The organism is Streptomyces sp. NPDC046909 (assembly GCF_040644695.1).
GTDB lineage: Bacteria > Actinomycetota > Actinomycetes > Streptomycetales > Streptomycetaceae > Streptomyces.
Genome location: NZ_JBEYXC010000015.1, coordinates 248,061 through 268,161, shown reverse-complemented (window position 1 = coordinate 268,161; position 20,101 = coordinate 248,061). Strand labels below are relative to the sequence as shown.

Below are 20,101 nucleotides of genomic sequence, written 5' to 3'. Positions count from 1 at the left end.
AAGCGGTGAAACACCGTCGATCGGATCCCCCTTCCGGCCCGCGCGGTGTCCGGGCCCTGTCCCGCCCACTCCGAGACCAAGTTCCCCCCGCCACGCCGCTCCCCCTTCGCCCGGCGGTGGCACCCGCACCCGACAGGAGATCCGATGTCTGCGCTCCGCGCCCGGCTGACGGTGATATTGCTCGCCGTCTGCCTCCTCTTCACGGGCCAGGCCCTCACCACACCCCAGCGGGCGGCCGCCGCCGACCCCGGCTACCTGATGGTGCACTTCACCGGGGAGGGGGCCACCAACCAGCAGATGTACCTCTCGCACAGCACCGACGGCCTGCACTGGAACGACCTCAACGGCGGCGGCATGGTCCTGCGCTCCACCGTCGGCACCAAGGGCGTACGCGACCCCGTATTCGTCCGATCCCCCGACGGCAGCAAATACTGGATCATCGCCACCGACCTGTGCATCAGCTGCGGCCAGGACTGGAACGCCGCCATCAACAACGGCAGCCGCAACCTCGTCGTGTGGGAGTCCACCGACCTGGTCACCTGGTCACAGCCGTGGCTGCTCAACGTCGCCGGCGCGATCCCCGACGGCCGCAACGCCTGGGCACCCGAAGCCATCTGGGACCCCGAGACCAACGACTACGTCCTGTACTGGGCCACCAACGTCCCCTTCAACGGCGCCACGAAGCACCGGATCTTCTACGCCCGCACCAGCGACTTCCACACCATCACCACCCCCCAGATCTACATCGACCGCCCCGGCAGCCAGGAGATCATCGACACCCAGATCATCGAAGTGCCCCCGGGCGTCGGCAACTACCGCTACGTGCGGGCCTCCGGTGACGGACAGATCACCCTCGAAGGCAGCAACTCCATCCTCGGCACCTGGACGAGCCTCGGCAACCTCTCCGGCATCGGCCTCACCGGCGCCCAGGTCGAGGGCCCGATGTGGATGAAGTTCAACGGCACCAACAAGTGGGCGCTCTACCTCGACCAGTACGCCACCAACCGCGGCTACATGCCGGTCACCACGACCGACCCGTCCAACCCCGCCGCCTACCAGCAGTTGGCGTCGACCAGCTACACCATGGGCGGCACCAAGAAGCGCCACGGCTGGATCATGAACCTCACGGCCGCCGAGGAGAGCCGCGTCCTCGCCCGCTGGCCCAACACCCCGGCCAACCGGCTCCAGTCGTACAACTTCCAGGACCGCTACGTACGCCACACCAACTTCGACGTGCGCATCGATCCGAACGTCAGCCCCGTCGAGGACTCCCAGTTCCGGATCAGGTCCGGCCTCGCGGGCACCGGCACCGTCTCCTTCGAGTCGGTGAACTACCCCGGCTACTTCCTGCGCCACGCCAACTACGACTTCCAGCTCGCCCGCAACGACGGCAGCAGCCAGTTCGCCGCCGACGCCACCTTCAACAAGGTCGCCGGACTCGCCGACCCCACCTGGTCGTCCTTCCAGTCGTACAACCACCCTGACCGCTACATCCGCCACTACGCCTATCAGTTGCGCCTCGACCCGATCACCACCGCGACAGCCCGCAGCGACGCCACCTTCCGCGTGACGAGCTGACCCGACCGTCTCGCGGTGAGGCCGCACCGTGAGCCGGCGACATCCAGGAGTTCCCCTCACCTTCCGCGCTCCACTCTGCGTAGGAGTCCTTCATGATCAAGAAACAGTGGATACACCGCGCCAGACGCGCGCTGCTGGCGGCAGGGGCCACCGCCGCCCTCGCCGCCGGTCTGCTCACCGCCACGGCCACCCCCTCGCAGGCCGCCACCCAGGGGCCGTGCGACATCTACGCCGCGGGCAGCACCCCCTGCGTCGCCGCGCACAGCACCACCCGCGCCCTGTACGGGGCGTACAACGGCCCGCTGTACCAGGTCAGGCGCGCCTCCGACAACGCGACCAAGGACATCGGCCTGCTGAGCGAGGGCGGATACGCCGACGCCGCACAGCAGGACTCCTTCTGCGCGAACACCAGCTGCCTCATCACCGTCATCTACGACCAGTCCCCCAAGGGCAACCACCTCACCCAGGCACCCGGGGGCGGAGCCGCGGGCGGGCCGGACAACCTCGCCAACGCCGTCGAGGCGCCGGTCACGGTCGGCGGGCACAAGGCGTACGGCGTCTACATCGCCCCCGGCACCGGCTACCGCAACAACAGCACCAACGGCATCGCCACCGGTGACCAGCCCGAGGGCATGTACGCGATCTTCAACGGCAAACACTTCAACGGCGGCTGCTGCTTCGACTACGGCAACGCCGAGACCAACAACCTGGACACCGGCAACGGCCACATGGAGGCCCTCTACTTCGGCAACAACAAAGGCTGGGGCTGGGGCAGCGGCAACGGCCCCTGGGTCATGGCCGATCTGGAGAACGGCCTGTTCTCCGGGGTGAACCGCGGATTCAACGCGGGTAACCCCAGCGTCGACCACCGGTTCCTGACCGCCATGCTCAAGGGCGGCGCGAACCAGTGGGCCCTGCGCGGCGGCGACGCCCAGTCGGGCGCCCTGTCCACCTTCTACAACGGAATACGCCCCACCGCCTCCGGCTACAACCCGATGCACAAGGAAGGCGCGATCATCCTCGGCATCGGCGGTGACAACAGCAAGTGGGCCCAGGGCACCTTCTACGAAGGCGTCATGACCCAGGGCTACCCCTCGGACGCCACCGAGAACGCCGTCCAGGCCAACATCACCGCCGCCGCCTACAGCAGCGGCTCGACCAGCACCGGAACCCTCACCCCCGGCTCCCGGATCTCTCTCAAGGCCACCACCTCGCCCTGCTGCACCTCGCACTACCTGCGCCACAACGACGCCGACACCAAGGTCGTCATCTCCAACATCACCGCTGCCAGCTCGGCCACCGACAAGGCCGACGCCACCTGGATCGTCCGGGCCGGACTGGCCAACACCTCGTGCCTGTCCTTCGAGTCCGTCGACAAGCCCGGCCAGTTCCTGCGCCACTACAACTACCAACTCAACCTGAACTTCGACGACGGCGGCAGCGCGTTCGCCAAGGACGCCACCTTCTGCCCCACCACGGGCAACAGCGGCGTCGGCACCTCCTTCCAGTCCGTCAACTTCCCTACGAAGTACCTCCGCCACTACAACTACACGGTCTACATCGCCGGCAACGGCGGCTCCAACGCCTGGGACTCCACGACGTCATGGGCCCAGGACACCAGCTGGCTCACCGCGGCTCCCTGGAGCTGACGAGGGACCGAACCTGTGGGCGGCTCCGGGCCGGGGCCGCCCACAGGTTCTTCATCCGCCCGCACCTTCCTTCGCCGCGCAGACACCAGATGAGCGCAACCCCGCGACCGCCGCGCCGGCAGCTCCTCGGCACGGATTACGGCCTGCACCTCGCCGTCAGCACCGACGCGCCGCAATGGATGCCACTGAACCAGAACAACCCCGTCGTGACCCCGACCGCGGGCGACGACGGTCTGCGCGACCCCTTCATCCTGCCCAAGCAGGAGGGAAGCTCCGCCAAGGTGGGACGTGGTGGTGCGGTTGACCGTCTTGCGGCTGGAGGAGAAGCGGCGCTTGCCACCTCCGTCGGCACCCAGGTAGCTGCCGACATGGTCCATCGTCGACGCTCGCGGCCCCGCCTGCCGGGTGGCTCAGCCGACCAGCGCACCGGCACACGGCCTGCCGCCGTCCGCGCCGGGCGCCGACCGGCCCGGTACGGCCCTGGGGTGGCGCCGGTGTCCGGCCTCCGCGACGGCGTGGGTCGAGTCGCCGACGTCACCGAGCGTGGCGTGGAGGGCCACGCCACCGCCACCGCCTCCATCCCCACCGGACCGGACCGGGCCGGGCCGGGCCGGTGAGTCTTGGGACACGCTTTACGCGACATATGCAACTGCACCTCGAGCCGTCTCTGTCTGACAGGAAGACGGGCTCGTCAGAGCCGAAGAGCGAGAAGACGGGGGAGTTCGTGGGACGGCGCAAGGGCAGCATATGGGTCGCATTCGTCACGGGTGTGACGCTGGTGGGCGCGAGCGCCTGCGGTGGGGCCGGCAGTGACAAGGCGAGCGGCGACGACGCAAAGGCGTCGGGAAAGCCGAGTGCGAGCGCCTCTCCGTCACCCACGAAGCCTGCGGGCCCGCCGATGCTGCTGGAGACCATCACCCCGCAGACGGGAACGACGGTCGGCGTGGCCATGCCCATCTCGGTGATCTTCACGAACCCTGTGGCGGCCAAGGCGCGAGCCACGGTGGAGAAGCACATGAAGGTGAGCGCCTCACAGACGGTGGCCGGCGCCTGGCACTGGATGGGCGACAAGCGCGCCGACTGGCGCCCGAAGACGTACTGGCCGTCCGGGACGACGGTGAAGATCGACGCCGACATGACAGGCGTCAGCAACGGCAACGGACGCTACGGCGTACACAGTTACACGCACACATTCAAGATCGGAGACGACGTGCGCGCGGACGTCTCGGTGACCGGCCACACGATGAAAGTCACCCGCAACGGCGCTCCGGTGCGCACCCTGTCCATCAACGCGGGCAGCGCCGAGTACCCGACGTGGGACGGCACGATGGCCGTCATCGACAAGCAGGAAAAGGTCCACATGACCTCCTGCAGCGTCGGAATCAGCTGTGACAAGGGCAGCCCTAACTACTACGACCTGACACTGCCCTGGGACGTCCACCTCACCCAGTCCGGCACCTACGTCCACTACTCGACCGGCGACCCCAACCCAGGCAGCGGCAGCGCCCGCGGCTCGCACGGCTGCGTGCACCTGTCCCTGTCGGACGCCAAGTGGTTCTACGATCAGGTCAAGCAGGGCGACCCCGTCACTGTCACCGGCTCGCCCCGAGGCAAAGCCCCGGCCGACAACGGCTACGCCGATTTCAACCTGGGATGGGACCAGTGGCTCGCCGGCAGCGCAACCGGCGAGCAGACGACCACCGCCCTTTGAGCGCGTCGGTGACCGCTGAGCGAGCAGGCGGTACTCGTCGTTTCGATGGGTACTGCCTGCCCCCGAGCAGCAACCGACCACTCGACAACCAAGATCAGCCGTTTAATTGACACATTCGAAACGGACTTGACGACTTTTCAAACCGGAACGATATGCCCAGCCCAGTGGCGCTGACGGGTCGTCACAGCCGTGCTTTCAGAGAGGCACCGCGTGAAGAAACTACTGAGTTTCGCGTCCGTACTGGCACTCTTGACCGGAATCGCCATTGTCTCGACAACGTCCGCCTACGCCGCCACGGACAGGAGCGGGGCGGAACGGCTGAACATCCCGAACAGCAGCGCATGCAGGGCAGGACGCACCGTCATGCAAGGCATGGTCGCTGGGCCGGGCGGCCAGCTCTACATCATTTTCACCAAGGCGGGCGGTGAGGAGCCGGTCCTGTCCAGATGGTTGCGTGACGGCTCAACCTGGGACGGCGCCAGCTGGACCTGCGCCGGGGCACCCACCTCCATACCCGCACTCGGGCACGGCAACGACCTCGCCTACCATCCGGACTACCGGGACCAGGGTCCTGTCTTGATTGCCACCCAAGGAAGTGAATCGGCCTATCCGAGCGCCGATGTGACGATCGTTCACCTGAACTCGTCGGGCTCCATTGGCGCAAGCGAGGAAGTCCATCTGCCCATCGGCAATATCAGCGGCCTCTGCTACAGCGCGACCGCGGCCGACGGAGCCGGAAAATATGCTGCCCGCCGCTCGGGCAATCTGTGGACCCATCCCGGTGCCGGTTCGCTGACCAGCGGATGGACGCTGGTGAAGAGCAACCTGACGAGTCACGACAATCGTTCCGACCAAGGCATCGACTGCTCCGAGAACTACGTCTGGAACACCAAGTCCATCAACAGCTCAACACCCGTAACGGGGTGGAACTGGGTGTACCAGTACAACTGGTCCGGAGGTGATGTGGAGAGCGACATCGGGATTCCGGGGAACAGCCTGATCGACGAGATCGAAGATGTCACCCACATCGGGAGCGACTTCTTCATCGGTGTCAACCGAAACAGCGGGAACCCAGACTCCGTGAAGGTCTTCATCGAGTGAAGTGCCCCCTCCGCGCGGCTGAGAACACGGGGCCGTGCGGGTTCCAGTGCAGATAGAGGGTCTGGCGAATGACGTCTGCCCGCTCGGCCGGCGGCGCGTAGGTCTGCCCGGCCGGTCCGACCAGCCGGGTCGGGGCCGCTCCGGACGCGTCGTGTCGCTCAACAGGGCAACCGAAGCCAAGGAGTTCGCCGCCGCTTCCGCCTTCGTTCAGGGCCGTCGGCACCGCGGGCACCGGCGAGCAGGCCATCACCGCAGTCGACGAACTGCGCCCGGATCTCGTTCTCCTCGACCTCTATCCGCCCGACGTCTTCGGCCTGGACGTCATCCCGCGGCTGCGCGCCGCCGGACACGACTGCGACATCATGGTCATCAGTGCCGCGCGCGAGGCCGACACCGTGCGCGGCGCGGTCCGCCACGGTGTCGTGGACTACCTGCTCAAACCCTTCGACTATGAGGACCTGAAGCCCCGCCTGGACCGGTACGCCGCACGCCGCGGCCGTCTTCTCACCACGGTCGTGCGCGGCCAGGCCGACATCGACCGGGCTCTGGCCGCGGGGTCTGTCCCCACTGCTGTCGCCAGACTCCCGAAGGGCCTGAGCGTGGAGACCGCCGGCCTCGTCGAACGCCCCCTCCGCGATGCGGACGGCACCCTGTCGGCCACCGAATGCGCGGCCGCCACCGGTATCTCCCGTGTCAGCGCCCGCCGTTACCTGGAGCACTTCCACACCACCGGCACGGCGGACGTCTCCCTGCGCTACGGCGCCAGCGGCCAGCCCGAGCGGCGCTATGGCTGGCGAGACGGAGAGTCGGGAGCTGCCGAGCGTACGTTCCCGCGGGCATCGGCGCATGGGGCAAAGGAGTTCACCGCGTGACGAGGACGGCTCTCCCGCTCAAGCACCGCGACCTGAACCTGCTCGGCCGCTACGGCTTCACCGCCTCCGTCCCGGCCGCCGGCGCCCTGCGCCCGCCGCGTGACCCGGATGGGCCGGAGCTGGGCGAGGACTACGACGAGGGCGAGGACGACGACGAGGGCGGGCCGGACTGGTTACCGACCGCTCCCGCACGACCGAGACCGGCCCCGATCCTTCGACCGGGGCCGGTCTCGGTGCGTCAACCGGCGACGGTGGCCAGGTTGCCGGGCACGTAGGATCCCCCCTGGTTGGTGAGGATCACGCCGAGCCGGTTGGTCGCGTTGATCATGGCGACGAGGGAGACGAGAGCGATCGCCTGCTCCTCGTCGTAGTGCTTGCGCACCTGGGCCCAGGTCTCGTCAGTGACCCCTGCGTATCCGTCGATGATGCGGGTGCCCTCCTCGGAGAGGGCCAGCGCGGCCCGCTCGGCCTCGGTGAACACGGTGGAGTGCCGCCAGGTGGCGACGAGGCTGAGCCGGGCCGCGTCCTCGCCGGCCGCGGCGGCGTCCTTGCTGTGGATGTCGACGCAGAAACCGCACCCGTTGATCTGGCTGGCTCGCAGCTGCACCAACTCCTGGGTGGATTTCGGCAACGGCGACTCCTGGATGACCTGGCTGACGGCGTAGATCCGCTTCCCGACCTTCGTGCCGAGCTCCGTGTCGAACAAGTTCATACGGGTTTCCATCCGGGCTTCCTCACTCGCGGAATCGTGTGGCTGATGCCCATGAGGCGCCGGAGGCCGCGCCCCTGTGACACGGGGCGGATGTGACGTGGGCCACGGGGCGCGGCTGTCACAGAACCGGCGTCAGCGGTGTCCCGTGTACGACACGCACCACACGTAGCGCGACAGAAGTCAGGAACCGACGATGGCGAACAGGGATGCCGGGACCGATGCCGGGGCGGCCATGACCACGGCCACGGACAGCTTCATCGCCCACCGCAATCTGCTGTTCACGGTGGCCTACGAGATGCTGGGATCGGCGGCCGACGCCGAAGACGTCCTCCAGGAGACATGGCTGCGCTGGTCGGACATCGAGCACACCACAATCCGCGACCCACGCGCCTACCTGGTCCGCATCACCACCCGCCAGTCCCTGACCCGCCTGCGCACACTCCGCCGCCGCAAGGAGTCCTACGTCGGCCCGTGGCTGCCCGAGCCGCTGCTCATCGCCCCCGACGTGGCCGAGGACGTCGAGCTCACGGACAGCCTCTCCATGGCGATGCTCCTCGTACTGGAGACCCTCACGCCGACCGAGCGTGCCGTGTTCGTGCTGCGGGACGTCTTCTCCCTGGACTACGACGAGATCGCGCAGGCCGTCGACAAGACCCCGCCCGCCGTCCGCCAGATCGCGCACCGCGCCCGCACCCACGTCGCCGCGCGCCGTCCTCGCGAGACGGTCTCCCCGTCCCAGACCCGCGACGCGCTGGCGGCCTTCCAACAAGCGGTGGAAACAGGTGACTTGACCCGGCTCCTCGACATGATCGCCCCGGACGTCGTCCTCCTCACGGACGGCGGCGGAGTCGTACGGGCCGCCGTGGAACCGGTGGTGGGCGCGGCCGACGTGACCGAGGTCCTGACCAGGCTCAGCGGCGCCCTGCCGCAACCGACCCTGGTGAACGGCCACCCGGCCCTGATCATCCGCCGCGACGGCCGGATCGACACGATCATGGCCCTCCGCCTGGACGCCGGCCTCATCACCGGCCTCTACGCCGTCCGCAATCCAGACAAGCTCTCACGCATGAACCGCGAGACGGCGATGGGCCGCTGAGCCGGGACCACCCAGCGCCTCAACAGACTTTCAGGGTGTCCAGGTGACCCTCGCCCAACACCCCCGCCGATACAGGACTTCCTGTCCCAGAGCACGCGCCTGCCTCCTCCACCCGACCCACATCCGCCAAGCCAACGGCCAAGTTGGACGCCGTGGTCAGCGGGCCGAGATGGTCCTCACCCGACACCCGGCACCTGACGCAGCCGGGCATGCGGCGCGAGATCATGCACCCGGAGCCGCTCACGCACCTCACGTTCCTGATCAAACGTCAACTTCACCCGCAGCATCTTCCGTACGGCAATCCCTCCCCGCCGCCTCGTCCCCGAACTGCAGCCAAGCATCACCGAACAGACCGCTCAGTCGCTCCCGTACGCGCGCAGGAAGGCGTCCACGCCCGCATCCGCGATGACGCGGAGCTCGGCGGCGGCAACGCGACGGGTGCCCAGCCGGGAGCGGGACTCCAAAGGGCCGGTGAGTAGGGCGAAGAAGTGTTCGGCGGCCTGCTCCGGGTCGCAGGGGCGCAGGCGGCCGGCGAGCGAGAGGCGGGCCAGCCGATCGGCGAGCGCCGCGCGGGGTCGGTGCGCGGTGCGCTCCTGCACGGTCTCGATCAGGTCGGGGAATCGCGCCACCTGGGCGTAGGTCAACCAGCGCAGCGCGCGGGCGCGCTCACCGCAGCAGATCCGCAGCAGTCGCTGGGCCACGTCCGCAAGCGCCACACTCAGGTCATCGTCCGGGGCTCGCTCGCGCAGCCGCTCGACGACCGCGAGGTTCTCCGCCATCAGGGCGTCGGCAGCTGCCTCGAGGGTGTGGCGGAAGAGGGTCTCCTTGTCGTTCAGGTGGCTGTAGACGGTCGGTTTGGCGACGCGCGCCTCCTCCGCGATCTCCTGCACGCATGCCTGTGCGTATCCGCGCCGCGCGAAGACGGCGAACGCGGCGTCCAGGATCGCCTGTCGCTTGTCGACCCGCCCGCGCGAGACACCACTGTGCCCGCTTGACGCTGTTGAACCCATGGGTTCATTCTAACTTCAATACCAGTAAGGAAGATTTACTGAACTGACCAGTTCAATCAAGGGACGGGAAGCCATGATCGTTCACACGCTGCGCTTCGCCTTCAAGGACGGGACGACCGAGGAGCAGAAGGCCCAGGTGCTCGCGCTGATGCGGCGAACGGCGTCCGTCGAGTCGGTCTCGTTCGCAACCGTCGGGCAGAGCCTGGGCGATCCCGCCGACGGCCTCACTCACGCCTACTGCGTGGGCATTGAGGACCTCGCGGCCCTCGAGCGGTACATGCACGACCCGGTTCACCTCGCTGGAGATCCCGAGATCATCCCGCACCTGGCCAAGATCTCCATCGGCCCCGACCTTTCCGACGACATGGCCCCAGGGCTGGCCGGCGAGATCATGGCGCTGCACGAGAAGAAGGCCGCCATGCACCCGCAGTGGGCCGCCCAACTCGAACCGCTGCTTGACATACAGCTCGCCTCGGGACCATCAGACGGTTCATGACCGATGACCGGCCGGAGCACGGGTAGGGGCTGGTCCATGTCTCGCAACCGGGCCCCGCAAGCGTCGTATCGACCAAGTGAGGGCCGCACACAGGGCCCGGCCGACGTGGGGAAGGTGCTCCGCCAGGTCTTCGGGTGCGGGACTTGCCGACGGTGTTGTGCTCACGTGCGTCCCCCCGCGCCATGGGCCCGCCGGTGGGTGCAGCCGGACATTGCACACCAGCTGTTGGGGGTAGGGGGCGGCGAGGCCCCGCTGGCGGCCTGCCCATCATCGACGGCGTCCTACGGGGAACAGTGGGAAGTGCCGTGGATCGAGCTCTGCCCGGGGTTGGTTGGAGACCCTTCGACGCCTTGGCGGTGCCGCTCGGCTTGCCCTTGCATGGCCCTTTTACGCAGGGAGACTGAAATACCGCCTATCGCGGGGTGTGAGGGGGTTCGGCCACCTCCCTCTACTTCCCTGACCGACCGTCATCGACTTGAGACTGTGGTGAACTCGTAAAAGATTGACGGGAGTTGTGAAAGATGACAAGAATTCGTGTTGCTCGCTGCGTCTGAAGTGAGCCATGTGATGCGAGTGGCACGACGACAGGTTTCTTCGCCTGTTCGTGTGTCGGCCGCTCGCGTTCAGCCACCTCCCACACTCTCAATTCCTCAGAAGGCACATCTTGACGCGCTCCCCCCGCTCCAGAACGTCGGCCGCCCTCGCCGCAACCGCTTTCCTCGCCTGTGCCACACCCCTGCTCGGGGCCACTGCCGCAAGCGCCACGACCGCAGGCGGGTGCCAGTCCGCCACCGTGCAGTACCGCATCGTCGACGCCGACGGAAACCCGGTCGGCGCCGACTGGACCTCGCAGGGCGGCTTCCACCAGTGGGACTCCGCCCCCGGCACCGTCGAGGTCCGTCTGGCCCCGGGACAGACGGTCGGTGACGGCTGCAAGTACCCGGTCTCGCTGGCCGAGTACACCACCGAAGGCTCCAACTGGTACACCTCCGGCCGCCAGACGCTCGTCGACCACGCCACGGTCTACCTCACCGCCGCCGACCTCGCCGGCGACGGCAACCGGACCTGGCAGAAGCTGTCGGTGAAGGCGCCCGACTGCTACGGGCAGATCGACCTGTACGGCGACGACATCATCTACGACGGCAAGTCGGAGGACGGTCACGGCCCCGCCCCGTACCAGCCCGGCAACATCGTCACCCCGTACCACCTCATCGCCGCGTGGAACGGCGGCGACAAGTCCTGCACGCCCGACCAGCCCGACTCCCCCACCCCCACGCCCTCGGAGTCGACGCCCGCCACCCCGAGCACGCCGCCGGCCAGCCAGCCGCCCGCTCAGGAGACAACTCCCCCCGCCACCCCCACGACGCCGTCCACCGCCACCACCCCGCCGACCACCCCGGACGTCCCCCCGCTGGAGTCGACTCCGCCCGCTACACCGACTCCCTCACCCAGCGACAGCACCCCGCCGCTGGCCGAGACCGGCTCCAGCGCACCGGTCGGTCTGATAGCCGGCGGCGGCGCCTTGGTGATCGCCCTCGGCGTCGGCGCGATCCGCATGACCCGCCGCACCGGCCGCTCATGAGCATGACCGCAAGGAAGCGCATCACGCCGTAGGACGTGCGACAGCTCCGTCGAACCCACACCTCCAGCCAACTCGCAGGGGGCTGGGCGGCGGAGCTGCCGCAACGGAATGCAGCGACGATCGCATCGAGCTGTTCACGCTGCGCTTTCGCCCACGCACAGCCGATACTGACGCTCCGTCAAGTCCCTGCGGAACTCCGCTTTCCGCAGGGGCAGCCAGTGATCGAGCCGGTCATGCGGACCCGCGCACTGTGCCCTGGTGAGCGAAGCGTCGTGATCCTTCTGAAGGTCCGGCGCTTCGTCTGTGACGCAACGACATGTCCGCGCCGCACGTTCGCTGAATCGTTCACGTGGCTGACCTGCTCGTAGTCGCGTTTCACCACCCGGCTCGGCCGTCTCCCGGAGCACATTGGGCTCGCCGGTTCAGGAGACTCGCTCGGACTCCTTCTCCCGCACCTGCGGGGCCTTCTGAAGGCGTGTGCCCTCCACGTCGAGGTCGGGCAGGGCGCGGTCGAGCCAGGCGGGGCGCCACCAGGCGTGTCGTCCGGCGAGGGCGAGGACGGCCGGGACGAGGCTCAGGCGGACAGCGAAGGCGTCGATGACGACGCCGACGGCGAGTGTGAAGGCCATGGGCTTGATCAAGGCGTCGTCGTTGTCCCGGTTCGATGAGGGCGTGCTCGCAACCCGCCGCGTGACGCACCTGGTGATCGCCTACAGCAGCAACGACTGGAGCCTTCCCGGCAGAGGTACGCCGCCGGACGAAATACCGACCCTCACCCAGCTGATCGATGGTTACCGAGAGCTCATCGGTCGGGCCCGGACGGCAGGGCTCACCGTGCTCCTCACCACCGTCACCCCGCTTGCCCCGGATCTCGCGGCCGGCCCAGACCGAGAAGACTTCTGCCTCGCGGTCGACGAGTGGATCCGCACATCCGGGCACGCATTCGTCGACTTCGACGCGGCGATCCGCTCCGGAGCCGACCCTTCCCTCCTCGACGACGCATACGCCGCCCCCGACCACACCCATCCCGATGTCAACGGGTCGAAGCGCCTCGCCCAGGCGATGGCCGAAGCCCTGACCCGGCCCGGCCCGGTTGCAGCTCTGACGCTTGACGTGCTCCCTGGCCTAAAGTCCAGGGATTCCAGCCTGGGTCGTCTGACCCTTCCGGAGGCTTCCTGCTTCCACGCGCTGTGCGGGCACGTGTGCCCGTCTTACCGGCGCTCCACAGGCGTTTCGCGTCTCCGCCCGTCCGGCGGCGACGATTCGGCGTCCCTCCAACAGGACGTTGCGGGCCGCGTTGTGGTCGCGGTCGTGCATGGTGCCGCATGCGCCGCACGTCCACTGGCGGACGTGCAGGGGCTTGGGGCCGTCCCGGAATCCGCAGGCCGAGCAGACCTGAGAGGACGGGAAGGCCCGGTCCACCTTGGCGAAGGTGCGGCCGTGCTTGATGGCCTTGTACTCCAGCATGCCGACGAACGCGGACCATCCCGCGTCGTGCACGGACTTGGCGAGCCGGGTGCGGCCGAGGCCGGACACCGCGAGGTCCTCCACATACACCGCTTGGCTGTCGCGGATGATCTGTGTGGAGGCCTTGTGGTGAAAGTCCCGGCGCCGGTCGGCGACCTTGGCGTGCTGGCGTGCGACCTTGATGCGGGCCTTGGCCCGGTTCTTCGATCCCTTCACCTTGCGGGACAGTTCCCGCTGAAGGCGTTTGAGTTTCTTCTCCGCCCGGCGCAGGAAGCGGGGACTGTCGATCTTCCGCCCATCGGACAGGACCGCGAAGGCCGACAGACCGAGGTCGATACCGGCGTCGGTGTCCACTTCCGGGAGGATGTCCGGCTCGGTGTCCACGACGAAGCTGAGGAAGTACCGGCCGCAGCTGTCCTTGGTGACGGTCAGGGACGTGGGTACGGCCGGAAGCCGGCGGGGCCACTTGGTCTTGAGGCCGCCGACCTTGGCCACGTACACGGTGCCATCGTCCTGGAGGCAGAAGGCGTTGGTGTTGAGACGGATCGACTGCCGGGTGTCCTTCTTCGACTTGTAGCGGGGAGGGCTGACTTTGCGGCCCTGCCGCTTGCCCTTGACCGAGTCGAAGAAGTTCTTGTAGGCGGTGTCCAGGTCCCGCAGGGACTGCTGCAGGACGACCGCCGACACGTCGGCGAGCCAGGCACGTTCCTGGGTGCGCTTGGCCTGGGTGATGCGAAGCCGGGACAGCTCGGCCGACTTCACGTACGCCAGCCCTGCCGCGTGTGCTTCCTTGCGGTCGCGCAGGCAGTCGTTCCACACCACACGGGCGCACCCGAACGCGCTCGCCAGCGCACGGCGCTGGGTGGCATCCGGGTAGGCCCGATAGTTGTAGCGGAGCTGCACACTCAAGATCCTACTACGATTGGTCTCATGGATGGACCGAATGATTACAGGCGTGGCAGACACGTGGTTTCGGCGATGCATGTGCACTTGGTCTTTGTGACGAAGTACCGGCGTGGGGTGTTCACCGACGAGATGCTGACACGCTGCGAGGAGATCATGCGCAAGGTGTGCGAGGACTTCGAAGCGGAGCTGAAGGAGTTCAACGGCGAACACGATCATGTCCACCTCCTGGTGCACTACCCGCCCAAGGTCGCCGTCTCGAAGCTGGTCAACAGCCTCAAGGGCGTCTCCGCCCGCCGGATACGACAGGAGTTCACCGGCCGGATCAACCGCGCCATCATGCACGGGCATCTGTGGTCGCCCTCGTACTTCTCCGCGTCGTGCGGAGGAGCACCGTTGGCGATCGTCCGCCAGTACATCGAGCAGCAAAAACGACCGCTCTAACGTGCACGTCACAGCAGCCTTGAGATGCATTCATCCCCGGCGTGAACGCCGGGGCTTTCTGCAAGAAGCCCGGTAAAATAAGTGCGGGTCAGGGCTGGTCGCCCACGAGGGCGATGGCGCGTGTCTCTGGAACTCCCAGCATCAGCAGACTTGTGATCGTCGCTGCTCGGGCGCCAGAGGACCCCTTCGACAGGTCACTGTCCGCGATGGCGAAGACGACGCCGTAGGCGACCTGGCTGAGCACACCCGCCGGCAGGTGCTGTGCGAACACCTCGGTGTCCTGGCCCCGTTTCACGAGGTCGGCGAGGAGTTCGTCGACCGGCCCGAGCAGGGCGTGGATCGCCTCGCCGTACTCACCTCGGCGCAGCGCCAGCAGCACTCGGTACCGGTGCGCCACCGGCCAGAGGCGGGCGATGAATTCGACCCACGCCGCGTCCGCGTCCGCGCCGGAGGCGTTGACTTCGGTGAGCACGGCTGTCATCTCGGCGACGGCCCGTTCGGTGAGTGTCCGGACCAGGTCGAGGCGCGAGGGGAAATGGTCGTAGACCGTGCGACGGACGACGCCGGCGGTGGAAGCGATGTCGCCCATTCCGGCGTCGGGGTTCTCTCCGAGCAGATCGAGGGCGACGTCGAGGATGCGTTCGCGGGTCTCGATCATCGAGCGCACGCGAGCGGACTGGGTGGACACGGCACCAGTATTGCACACGGGTGTACAGTGAGTTTGGCTGTACACCCGTGTGCAGTGAAGTGTTGCGCTACGCCTCGAAGCTCACGAGAAGAGAAGAAGGCCATGACCGCACCGACGCCGCCTCCCTCGGCCCTCGTCCGCCCGCTCACCGTCTCGATCCCGGAATCGGAGATCGACGACGTCAAGCAGCGACTGGCCAGGACCCGGTGGCCGGATCCGGAAACGGTGGGCGACTGGTCGCAAGGGGTTCGCGTGGAGAACGCCAGGTCTCTGGTCGAGCACTGGGAGCGCGGCTACGACTGGCGGCGCTTCGAGTCCGAACTCAATCGCTTCCCTCAGTTCCTGACCGAGATCGACGGGCTGGACATCCACTTCATTCACGTCAGGTCCCAAAACCCCCACGCGATGCCGCTGATACTCACGCATGGATGGCCGGGCTCGAACCTCGATTTCCTGAAGCTGATCGGCCCACTGACCGATCCGGTCGCCTTCGGAGGGAACGCCGCCGATTCATTCGACGTCGTCGTCCCGTCGCTCCCCGGGTTCGGGTTCTCCCAGAAGCCCACGGAGACCGGGTGGACCGTCTCGCGCATCGCGAGCGCGTGGGTGGAACTGATGAAGCGTCTCGGCTACACGAAATGGGCCGCGCAGGGCGGCGATTGGGGTGCCGTCGTCACCACCGCCCTCGGGGCCATGCAACCTGAGGGGGTCCTCGGAATTCATCTCAACACCCAGTACGCCTTTCCCGCACAGATACCCGACACCGATACCTTGTCGCCCGAGCAGCGCGACGCCGTGGAGACCCTCGCCCTCTACGCCGGCGAGCTCGGCGGATCGAACCACCTTCAGGGCACGAAGCCGGAGACGGTCGGATTCGCCCTGGCGGACTCTCCCGCCGGCCAGGCGGCCTGGATCTACGAGAAGTTCCAGTCCAAGACCGACAACCATGGGCTCGCCGAGGACGCTCTCGGCATCGACGACATGCTCGACGCGATATCCCTCTACTGGTTCACCAACAGCGCGGCGTCGTCCGGCCGCATCTACTGGGAGAACAAGTCGCTCACTTTCGCCGGCCCGAAGGTGACGCTTCCGGTCGCGGTGACCGTCTTCCCGAGGGACATCCCGCGCGTGCCGCGCAGTTGGATCGAGGACACCTACAGCAATCTGATCCACTACGGCGAGGCCGACAAGGGCGGGCACTTCGCGGCCCTGGAACAGCCCGAGATCCTGGTCAGCGAAATCCGCACCGGCCTGCGCCCCCTTCGTTCCTGACGCCGACGCGCGAGCTCAGCGGGCGTCCGACCGGCGGCGGGGTTCCACCTGGAGGTCGCGCCCAGCCCGAGCGGGGTGACGCACCATCGCGGTGCGGGACTGGTCAGGCTTCGGCGAGCTGTCCGTCAGAGCGTGTGTCCTGGAGCTGTGGTTCGGTGTCGGGCCGGTTCGGAAGCAGAAGGCACAGCGGGATCGCTGCGGCGGTGAACGCGGCGGCCCACCAGAAGGCGTGGTCGAAGCCGGTTGCCAGGTCGGCGGGGGTGTGGGTATCGGCGAGGGCGCGCTGGAGGATCACGACCAGGACGGCGGTGCCGATGGAGCCGCCGACCTGTTGGGCGACGCGGCTGATGCTGGAGGCGGCCGGTATTTCGTCGTGGGTCAGGCCGACGAAGGCTCCGCCCATCAGGCCGATCATGGCCGCGCCCAGGCCGAGGCCGCGGACGAATAGCACGGCCATCAGCGTGACGTCGCTGGTGGTGGCGGTGACGAAGCCGAACGGCACGGTGGCGGCGAAGGTGACCGCGAAGGCGATGACGGCGACGGGGCGGGCGCCGATGCGGTCCATGACCTTCCCGGCCAGCGAGCGGGACAGCAAGGTGCCCACGCCCTGCGGGATGAGCAGCATCGCGGCTCCCAGGGCCGTTTCGCCGCGGACCTGCTGCCAGTACAGCGGCATGAGCAGCATGGCGCCGTACAAGGCGGCTCCGGCCAACAGCAGCAGCGCTGTGGAGGAGGCCAGGGAGCGGTGGCGGAGCAGGCGGATGTCGAGCAGGGCGGCGGCACCGCGGTGTAGCGCCCAGGCGGTGTAGCCGGCCAGGAGCGCGACGCCGGCGGCGAGGGGGAGCCCGACCTTGGTGGAGGTGATTGCGTCGGTTCCGCCGAGTTGGGTCAGGCCGTAGATGACGGCGGCGATGCCGGGTGACAGGAGCAGCATGCCCACGGTGTCCAGGCGGGGGCGGGTTCCGGCGCCGGGCCGGTCGGCGGGCAGGTTGCGCCAGGCCAGCCAGCCGCCGACGAGGCAGAACGGGATGTTGAACCAGAAGATCCACCGCCAGTCGCCGAAGTGCAGGATGACGCCTCCGATGACCGGGCCTATGACGGGTCCCAGGGCGGTGGGCACGGTGATCAGTGCCATGACCTTGCCGATGTTGCGGCTGCCGGCGGCCTGCATGACCAGGGTGGCCATCAGGACCATCATGATGCCGCCGCCGATGCCCTGGACGACGCGGAAGGCGATCAGGGCCGGTGCGTTCCAGGCCGCGGCGCACAGCATCGACCCGGCGAAGAACAGCGCCAGGGCGAGGATCCACAGCCGTTTGCCGCCGAGGGCGGCCTGGGCCCAGCCGACGGCGGGCATGGTGGCGGACAGGGCCAGCAGGTAGGCGGTGGTGACCCACTGGACGGTGGCCAGTGTGGTGTGGAGCTGTCCGGCGAGGCTGTCGATGGCGACGCTCATGATCGTGGTGTCGAAGATGACGGCGAGCGCACCGACGATGAGCGTGAACACCAGGCGCCGCACGGTCGGGTCGACTGCGTCCGGTGGGCTGGATGTGGCGGGGTTGCCGACGGTGGCCATGGGCACTCCTTAAGATACAAGGCTCTATCTTTAGGAGGTCAGGCTAAAGCCGCTATTGTTAGATACGCAAGTCTTTCTAATGTGGAGGCGATGACGATGCCGGAGCGGCGCCGCGGAGCGGCCTTGGAGCAGGCGCTGCTCGACGCGGCCTGGGACGAACTCATCGCCGGCGGCTACGCCAGGTTCACCATGGACGCCGTCGTCAAACGCGCCGGCACCAGCCCACCGGTCCTCTACCGCCGCTGGTCGGACCGCGACGACCTCGTCCGGGCCACCCTGGTCCACGTCTTGCGGAAGAACGTTCTCAAGGTCCCGGACACCGGCAGCCTGCGCGAAGACGTACTGACCCTCATGCGGGAGATCAACGCCACGCGGGTCCAGCTCGTCACCGTGATGAGCGGCTACCTGGCCAGCTACCACCTGGAGACCGGGACCAGCCCTGCCGAACTGCTCGACCCCGCCGACACCGGCCGCAAACAGGCCGTCGACGCGATATTCGACCGCGCCGTCGCCCGCGGCGAGGCAAAGCCCGAGCGCCTCACCGACCGCATCAAGGCCTTGCCGTTCGACCTGTTGCGCCAGGAGATCCTGACGACCTACGCCCCCGCGCCCGACCGGGTCCTCGAAGAGATCGTCGACACGATCTTCCTGCCTCTGCTGCGTTGACCGGCCTGGGCACGGCTCCCCGTTTGCACGGTGCAGGTCGAGTGAAAAGCTGGGTAGACGGTTTGTCCGGGCCGGACGAGCAGCGGAGGACGGACGTGGACTGGGCACGGTTCGCACAGCAGATGGCGGCGATGGCACGCGACCTGCTGGCACAGGACTCGGTGAACGCGACGCTGGAACGGATCACCGCATCGGCCACTGAACTGGTCGAGGGCTGCGACGCGGCCGGCATCCTCATCCTGCACGGCACACGCGTGGAAAGCCTCGCCCCCACCGAGCCCCTCGTCACCGACAGCGACACCCTGCAGCAGCAGACCGGCGAAGGACCCTGCTTCGACGCCGCCCGCAGCGCGCAGGGCGACCACGTCCTGCGCATCGCCGACCTCACCACCGAACACCGGCGCTGGCCCGCCTACGCCCCCCGCGCCCACGCCCTGGGAGTGGGCAGCATGATGGGCTTCCTGCTGTTCACCGACGACGAGGACCTCGGCGCACTCAACCTCTACTCCCGCAAGCCCGGCGCCTTCACCCCCGACAGCGAGACCGCCGGCTGGCTGCTCGCCTCCCACGCCGCGGTCGCCTTCTCCGCCGCCCGCACCCACGCCCAGATGGAACAGGCCGTCGCCACCCGCCACGTCATCGGCGAGGCCATGGGCATCATCATGGGCAGCCACCGCCTCAGCGAAGAAGAAGCGTTCAGCGTGCTGCGCCGCTACTCCCAGGCCAACAACATCAAACTCCGCGACGTCGCCCTCCGCGTCTGTGAACGAGGCGCCCTGTCCTGACCGAGACGCCTGGTGACAGGCGCGGACTGGCTTCAGAGCGGGGGCGACGAGACCACAGTGCGGCCAGAGCAACAGAGGCTGCCGTGCGGTCGGACAGCTGCGGCGGGGACCCTTCGGTACGTCCGGGCGGGTGGGTCAGCCGAACAGCCGGCGCTGGATCTCCCGTCGGTAGTCCTCCAAGGTCCGGTCCAGGTGGACGGCCGTCGCCTCGGCCGCCTCGTCGGCGTGGCCGTCGCGGATGGCGCGGTAGATCGCCTCGTGCGCCTCCACCGCCGCCGCTGTTCCCTCATTGAAGCTGTCGTGAATCCCTATCGCACTGGACTGGCGCTGCAACCGGCGGGCGTCGCGCACCGCGCTGCCGAGGAACGTGTTGTGCGAGGCGGCAGCCACCGCCGCGTGGAAGTCGTCGTCGCCCTGGTTGAAGACGTGGACCTCGCCATGGGTGTACCCGTGCCGGCACTGCTGCATCGCGATCGAGTCCACGATCGGATCC

General features: G+C 68.0%; 17 protein-coding genes and 4 pseudogenes. 14 read left to right on the top strand and 7 right to left on the bottom strand.

The annotated features are described in order from the left end of the window. Positions 1–144: 144 nt before the first annotated feature. From ABZ928_RS39460 to ABZ928_RS39430, 7 genes and pseudogenes are all read left to right on the top strand, one after another. Positions 145–1,578: a glycoside hydrolase family 43 protein gene (locus ABZ928_RS39460; protein WP_361529828.1), complete on the top strand. Its 1,434-nt coding sequence runs from the start codon at positions 145–147 to the stop codon at positions 1,576–1,578. 92 nt (positions 1,579–1,670) lie between these two features. After that, positions 1,671–3,227, top strand: a complete 1,557-nt coding sequence (locus tag ABZ928_RS39455) for an alpha-L-arabinofuranosidase B (protein ID WP_361529825.1) — start codon at positions 1,671–1,673, stop codon at positions 3,225–3,227. Between the two features lie 125 nt (positions 3,228–3,352). Further along, positions 3,353–3,499 (top strand): annotated as a pseudogene (locus tag ABZ928_RS39450) (alpha-L-arabinofuranosidase); the annotation flags it as partial. Between the two features lie 452 nt (positions 3,500–3,951). Continuing rightward, a complete protein-coding gene (locus tag ABZ928_RS39445; RefSeq protein WP_361529822.1) occupies positions 3,952–4,938 on the top strand; it encodes a L,D-transpeptidase in 987 nt (328 codons plus the stop codon). A 210-nt stretch (positions 4,939–5,148) separates the two neighbouring features. Continuing rightward, positions 5,149–6,039 carry a hypothetical protein gene (locus tag ABZ928_RS39440; RefSeq protein WP_361529819.1) on the top strand — a complete coding sequence of 297 codons (891 nt, stop codon included), beginning with the start codon at positions 5,149–5,151 and terminating at the stop codon, positions 6,037–6,039. 206 nt (positions 6,040–6,245) lie between these two features. After that, positions 6,246–6,911, top strand: a pseudogene (locus tag ABZ928_RS39435) (response regulator); the annotation flags it as partial. Then, a complete protein-coding gene (locus tag ABZ928_RS39430) occupies positions 6,908–7,186 on the top strand; it encodes a hypothetical protein (RefSeq protein WP_361529816.1) in 279 nt (92 codons plus the stop codon). The pseudogene ABZ928_RS39435 and the gene ABZ928_RS39430, both read left to right, overlap by 4 nt. Here ABZ928_RS39430 and ABZ928_RS39425 read toward each other — a convergent pair. Further along, positions 7,150–7,635, bottom strand: coding sequence for a carboxymuconolactone decarboxylase family protein (locus ABZ928_RS39425; protein ID WP_361529813.1), 486 nt, complete (start codon positions 7,633–7,635; stop codon positions 7,150–7,152). The two genes, ABZ928_RS39430 and ABZ928_RS39425, sit on opposite strands and share 37 nt — an antisense overlap. Before the next feature lie 181 nt (positions 7,636–7,816). Between ABZ928_RS39425 and ABZ928_RS39420 the strand changes: the two genes are divergently transcribed. Then, positions 7,817–8,719 (top strand): RNA polymerase sigma-70 factor, encoded by a 903-nt coding sequence (locus ABZ928_RS39420; RefSeq protein ID WP_361529810.1) that lies wholly within the window; start codon positions 7,817–7,819, stop codon positions 8,717–8,719. Positions 8,720–9,075: 356 nt separating this feature from the next. On the opposite strand, the gene ABZ928_RS39415 is transcribed toward ABZ928_RS39420, so the two are convergent. Beyond that, entirely contained in the window at positions 9,076–9,729 is a 654-nt protein-coding gene (locus ABZ928_RS39415; RefSeq protein WP_361529807.1) for a TetR/AcrR family transcriptional regulator, read from the bottom strand. A 73-nt stretch (positions 9,730–9,802) separates the two neighbouring features. Between ABZ928_RS39415 and ABZ928_RS39410 the strand changes: the two genes are divergently transcribed. Then, positions 9,803–10,225: a Dabb family protein gene (locus ABZ928_RS39410; protein WP_361529804.1), complete on the top strand. Its 423-nt coding sequence runs from the start codon at positions 9,803–9,805 to the stop codon at positions 10,223–10,225. Between the two features lie 664 nt (positions 10,226–10,889). After that, positions 10,890–11,807: a hypothetical protein gene (locus ABZ928_RS39405; RefSeq protein WP_361529801.1), complete on the top strand. Its 918-nt coding sequence runs from the start codon at positions 10,890–10,892 to the stop codon at positions 11,805–11,807. A 422-nt stretch (positions 11,808–12,229) separates the two neighbouring features. On the opposite strand, the pseudogene ABZ928_RS39400 reads toward ABZ928_RS39405, so the two are convergent. Together ABZ928_RS39400 and ABZ928_RS39395 are read right to left on the bottom strand one after the other, a co-directional pair. Further along, positions 12,230–12,457, bottom strand: a pseudogene (locus tag ABZ928_RS39400) (MMPL family transporter); the annotation flags it as partial. A gap of 475 nt (positions 12,458–12,932) precedes the next feature. Next, positions 12,933–14,177 (bottom strand): RNA-guided endonuclease TnpB family protein, encoded by a 1,245-nt coding sequence (locus tag ABZ928_RS39395; protein WP_361529882.1) that lies wholly within the window; start codon positions 14,175–14,177, stop codon positions 12,933–12,935. A gap of 27 nt (positions 14,178–14,204) precedes the next feature. On the opposite strand from ABZ928_RS39395, the gene tnpA reads away from it, so the two are divergent. Further along, positions 14,205–14,621, top strand: coding sequence for an IS200/IS605 family transposase (gene tnpA / locus ABZ928_RS39390; protein ID WP_361529798.1), 417 nt, complete (start codon positions 14,205–14,207; stop codon positions 14,619–14,621). Between the two features lie 88 nt (positions 14,622–14,709). Here tnpA and ABZ928_RS39385 read toward each other — a convergent pair whose 3' ends face one another. Continuing rightward, positions 14,710–15,309 carry a TetR/AcrR family transcriptional regulator gene (locus tag ABZ928_RS39385; protein ID WP_361529795.1) on the bottom strand — a complete coding sequence of 200 codons (600 nt, stop codon included), beginning with the start codon at positions 15,307–15,309 and terminating at the stop codon, positions 14,710–14,712. A 102-nt stretch (positions 15,310–15,411) separates the two neighbouring features. On the opposite strand from ABZ928_RS39385, the gene ABZ928_RS39380 reads away from it, so the two are divergent. Continuing rightward, a complete protein-coding gene (locus ABZ928_RS39380; protein WP_361529792.1) occupies positions 15,412–16,581 on the top strand; it encodes an epoxide hydrolase family protein in 1,170 nt (389 codons plus the stop codon). A gap of 103 nt (positions 16,582–16,684) precedes the next feature. Here the strand turns inward: ABZ928_RS39380 and ABZ928_RS39375 are convergent, their stop codons facing one another. Continuing rightward, positions 16,685–18,157 (bottom strand): DHA2 family efflux MFS transporter permease subunit, encoded by a 1,473-nt coding sequence (locus tag ABZ928_RS39375; protein ID WP_361529789.1) that lies wholly within the window; start codon positions 18,155–18,157, stop codon positions 16,685–16,687. Between the two features lie 96 nt (positions 18,158–18,253). Here ABZ928_RS39375 and ABZ928_RS39370 point away from each other — a divergent pair, with 96 nt between their 5' ends. Both ABZ928_RS39370 and ABZ928_RS39365 read left to right on the top strand, forming a co-directional pair. Next, complete coding sequence (locus ABZ928_RS39370; protein ID WP_361529879.1) at positions 18,254–18,823, top strand: TetR/AcrR family transcriptional regulator; 570 nt, start codon at positions 18,254–18,256, stop codon at positions 18,821–18,823. Between the two features lie 95 nt (positions 18,824–18,918). Beyond that, positions 18,919–19,608, top strand: a complete 690-nt coding sequence (locus ABZ928_RS39365; RefSeq protein ID WP_361529786.1) for a GAF and ANTAR domain-containing protein — start codon at positions 18,919–18,921, stop codon at positions 19,606–19,608. Between the two features lie 135 nt (positions 19,609–19,743). Here ABZ928_RS39365 and ABZ928_RS39360 read toward each other — a convergent pair. Continuing rightward, positions 19,744–20,082, bottom strand: a pseudogene (locus ABZ928_RS39360) (FCD domain-containing protein); the annotation flags it as partial. Between the last annotated feature and the right edge of the window lie 19 nt (positions 20,083–20,101).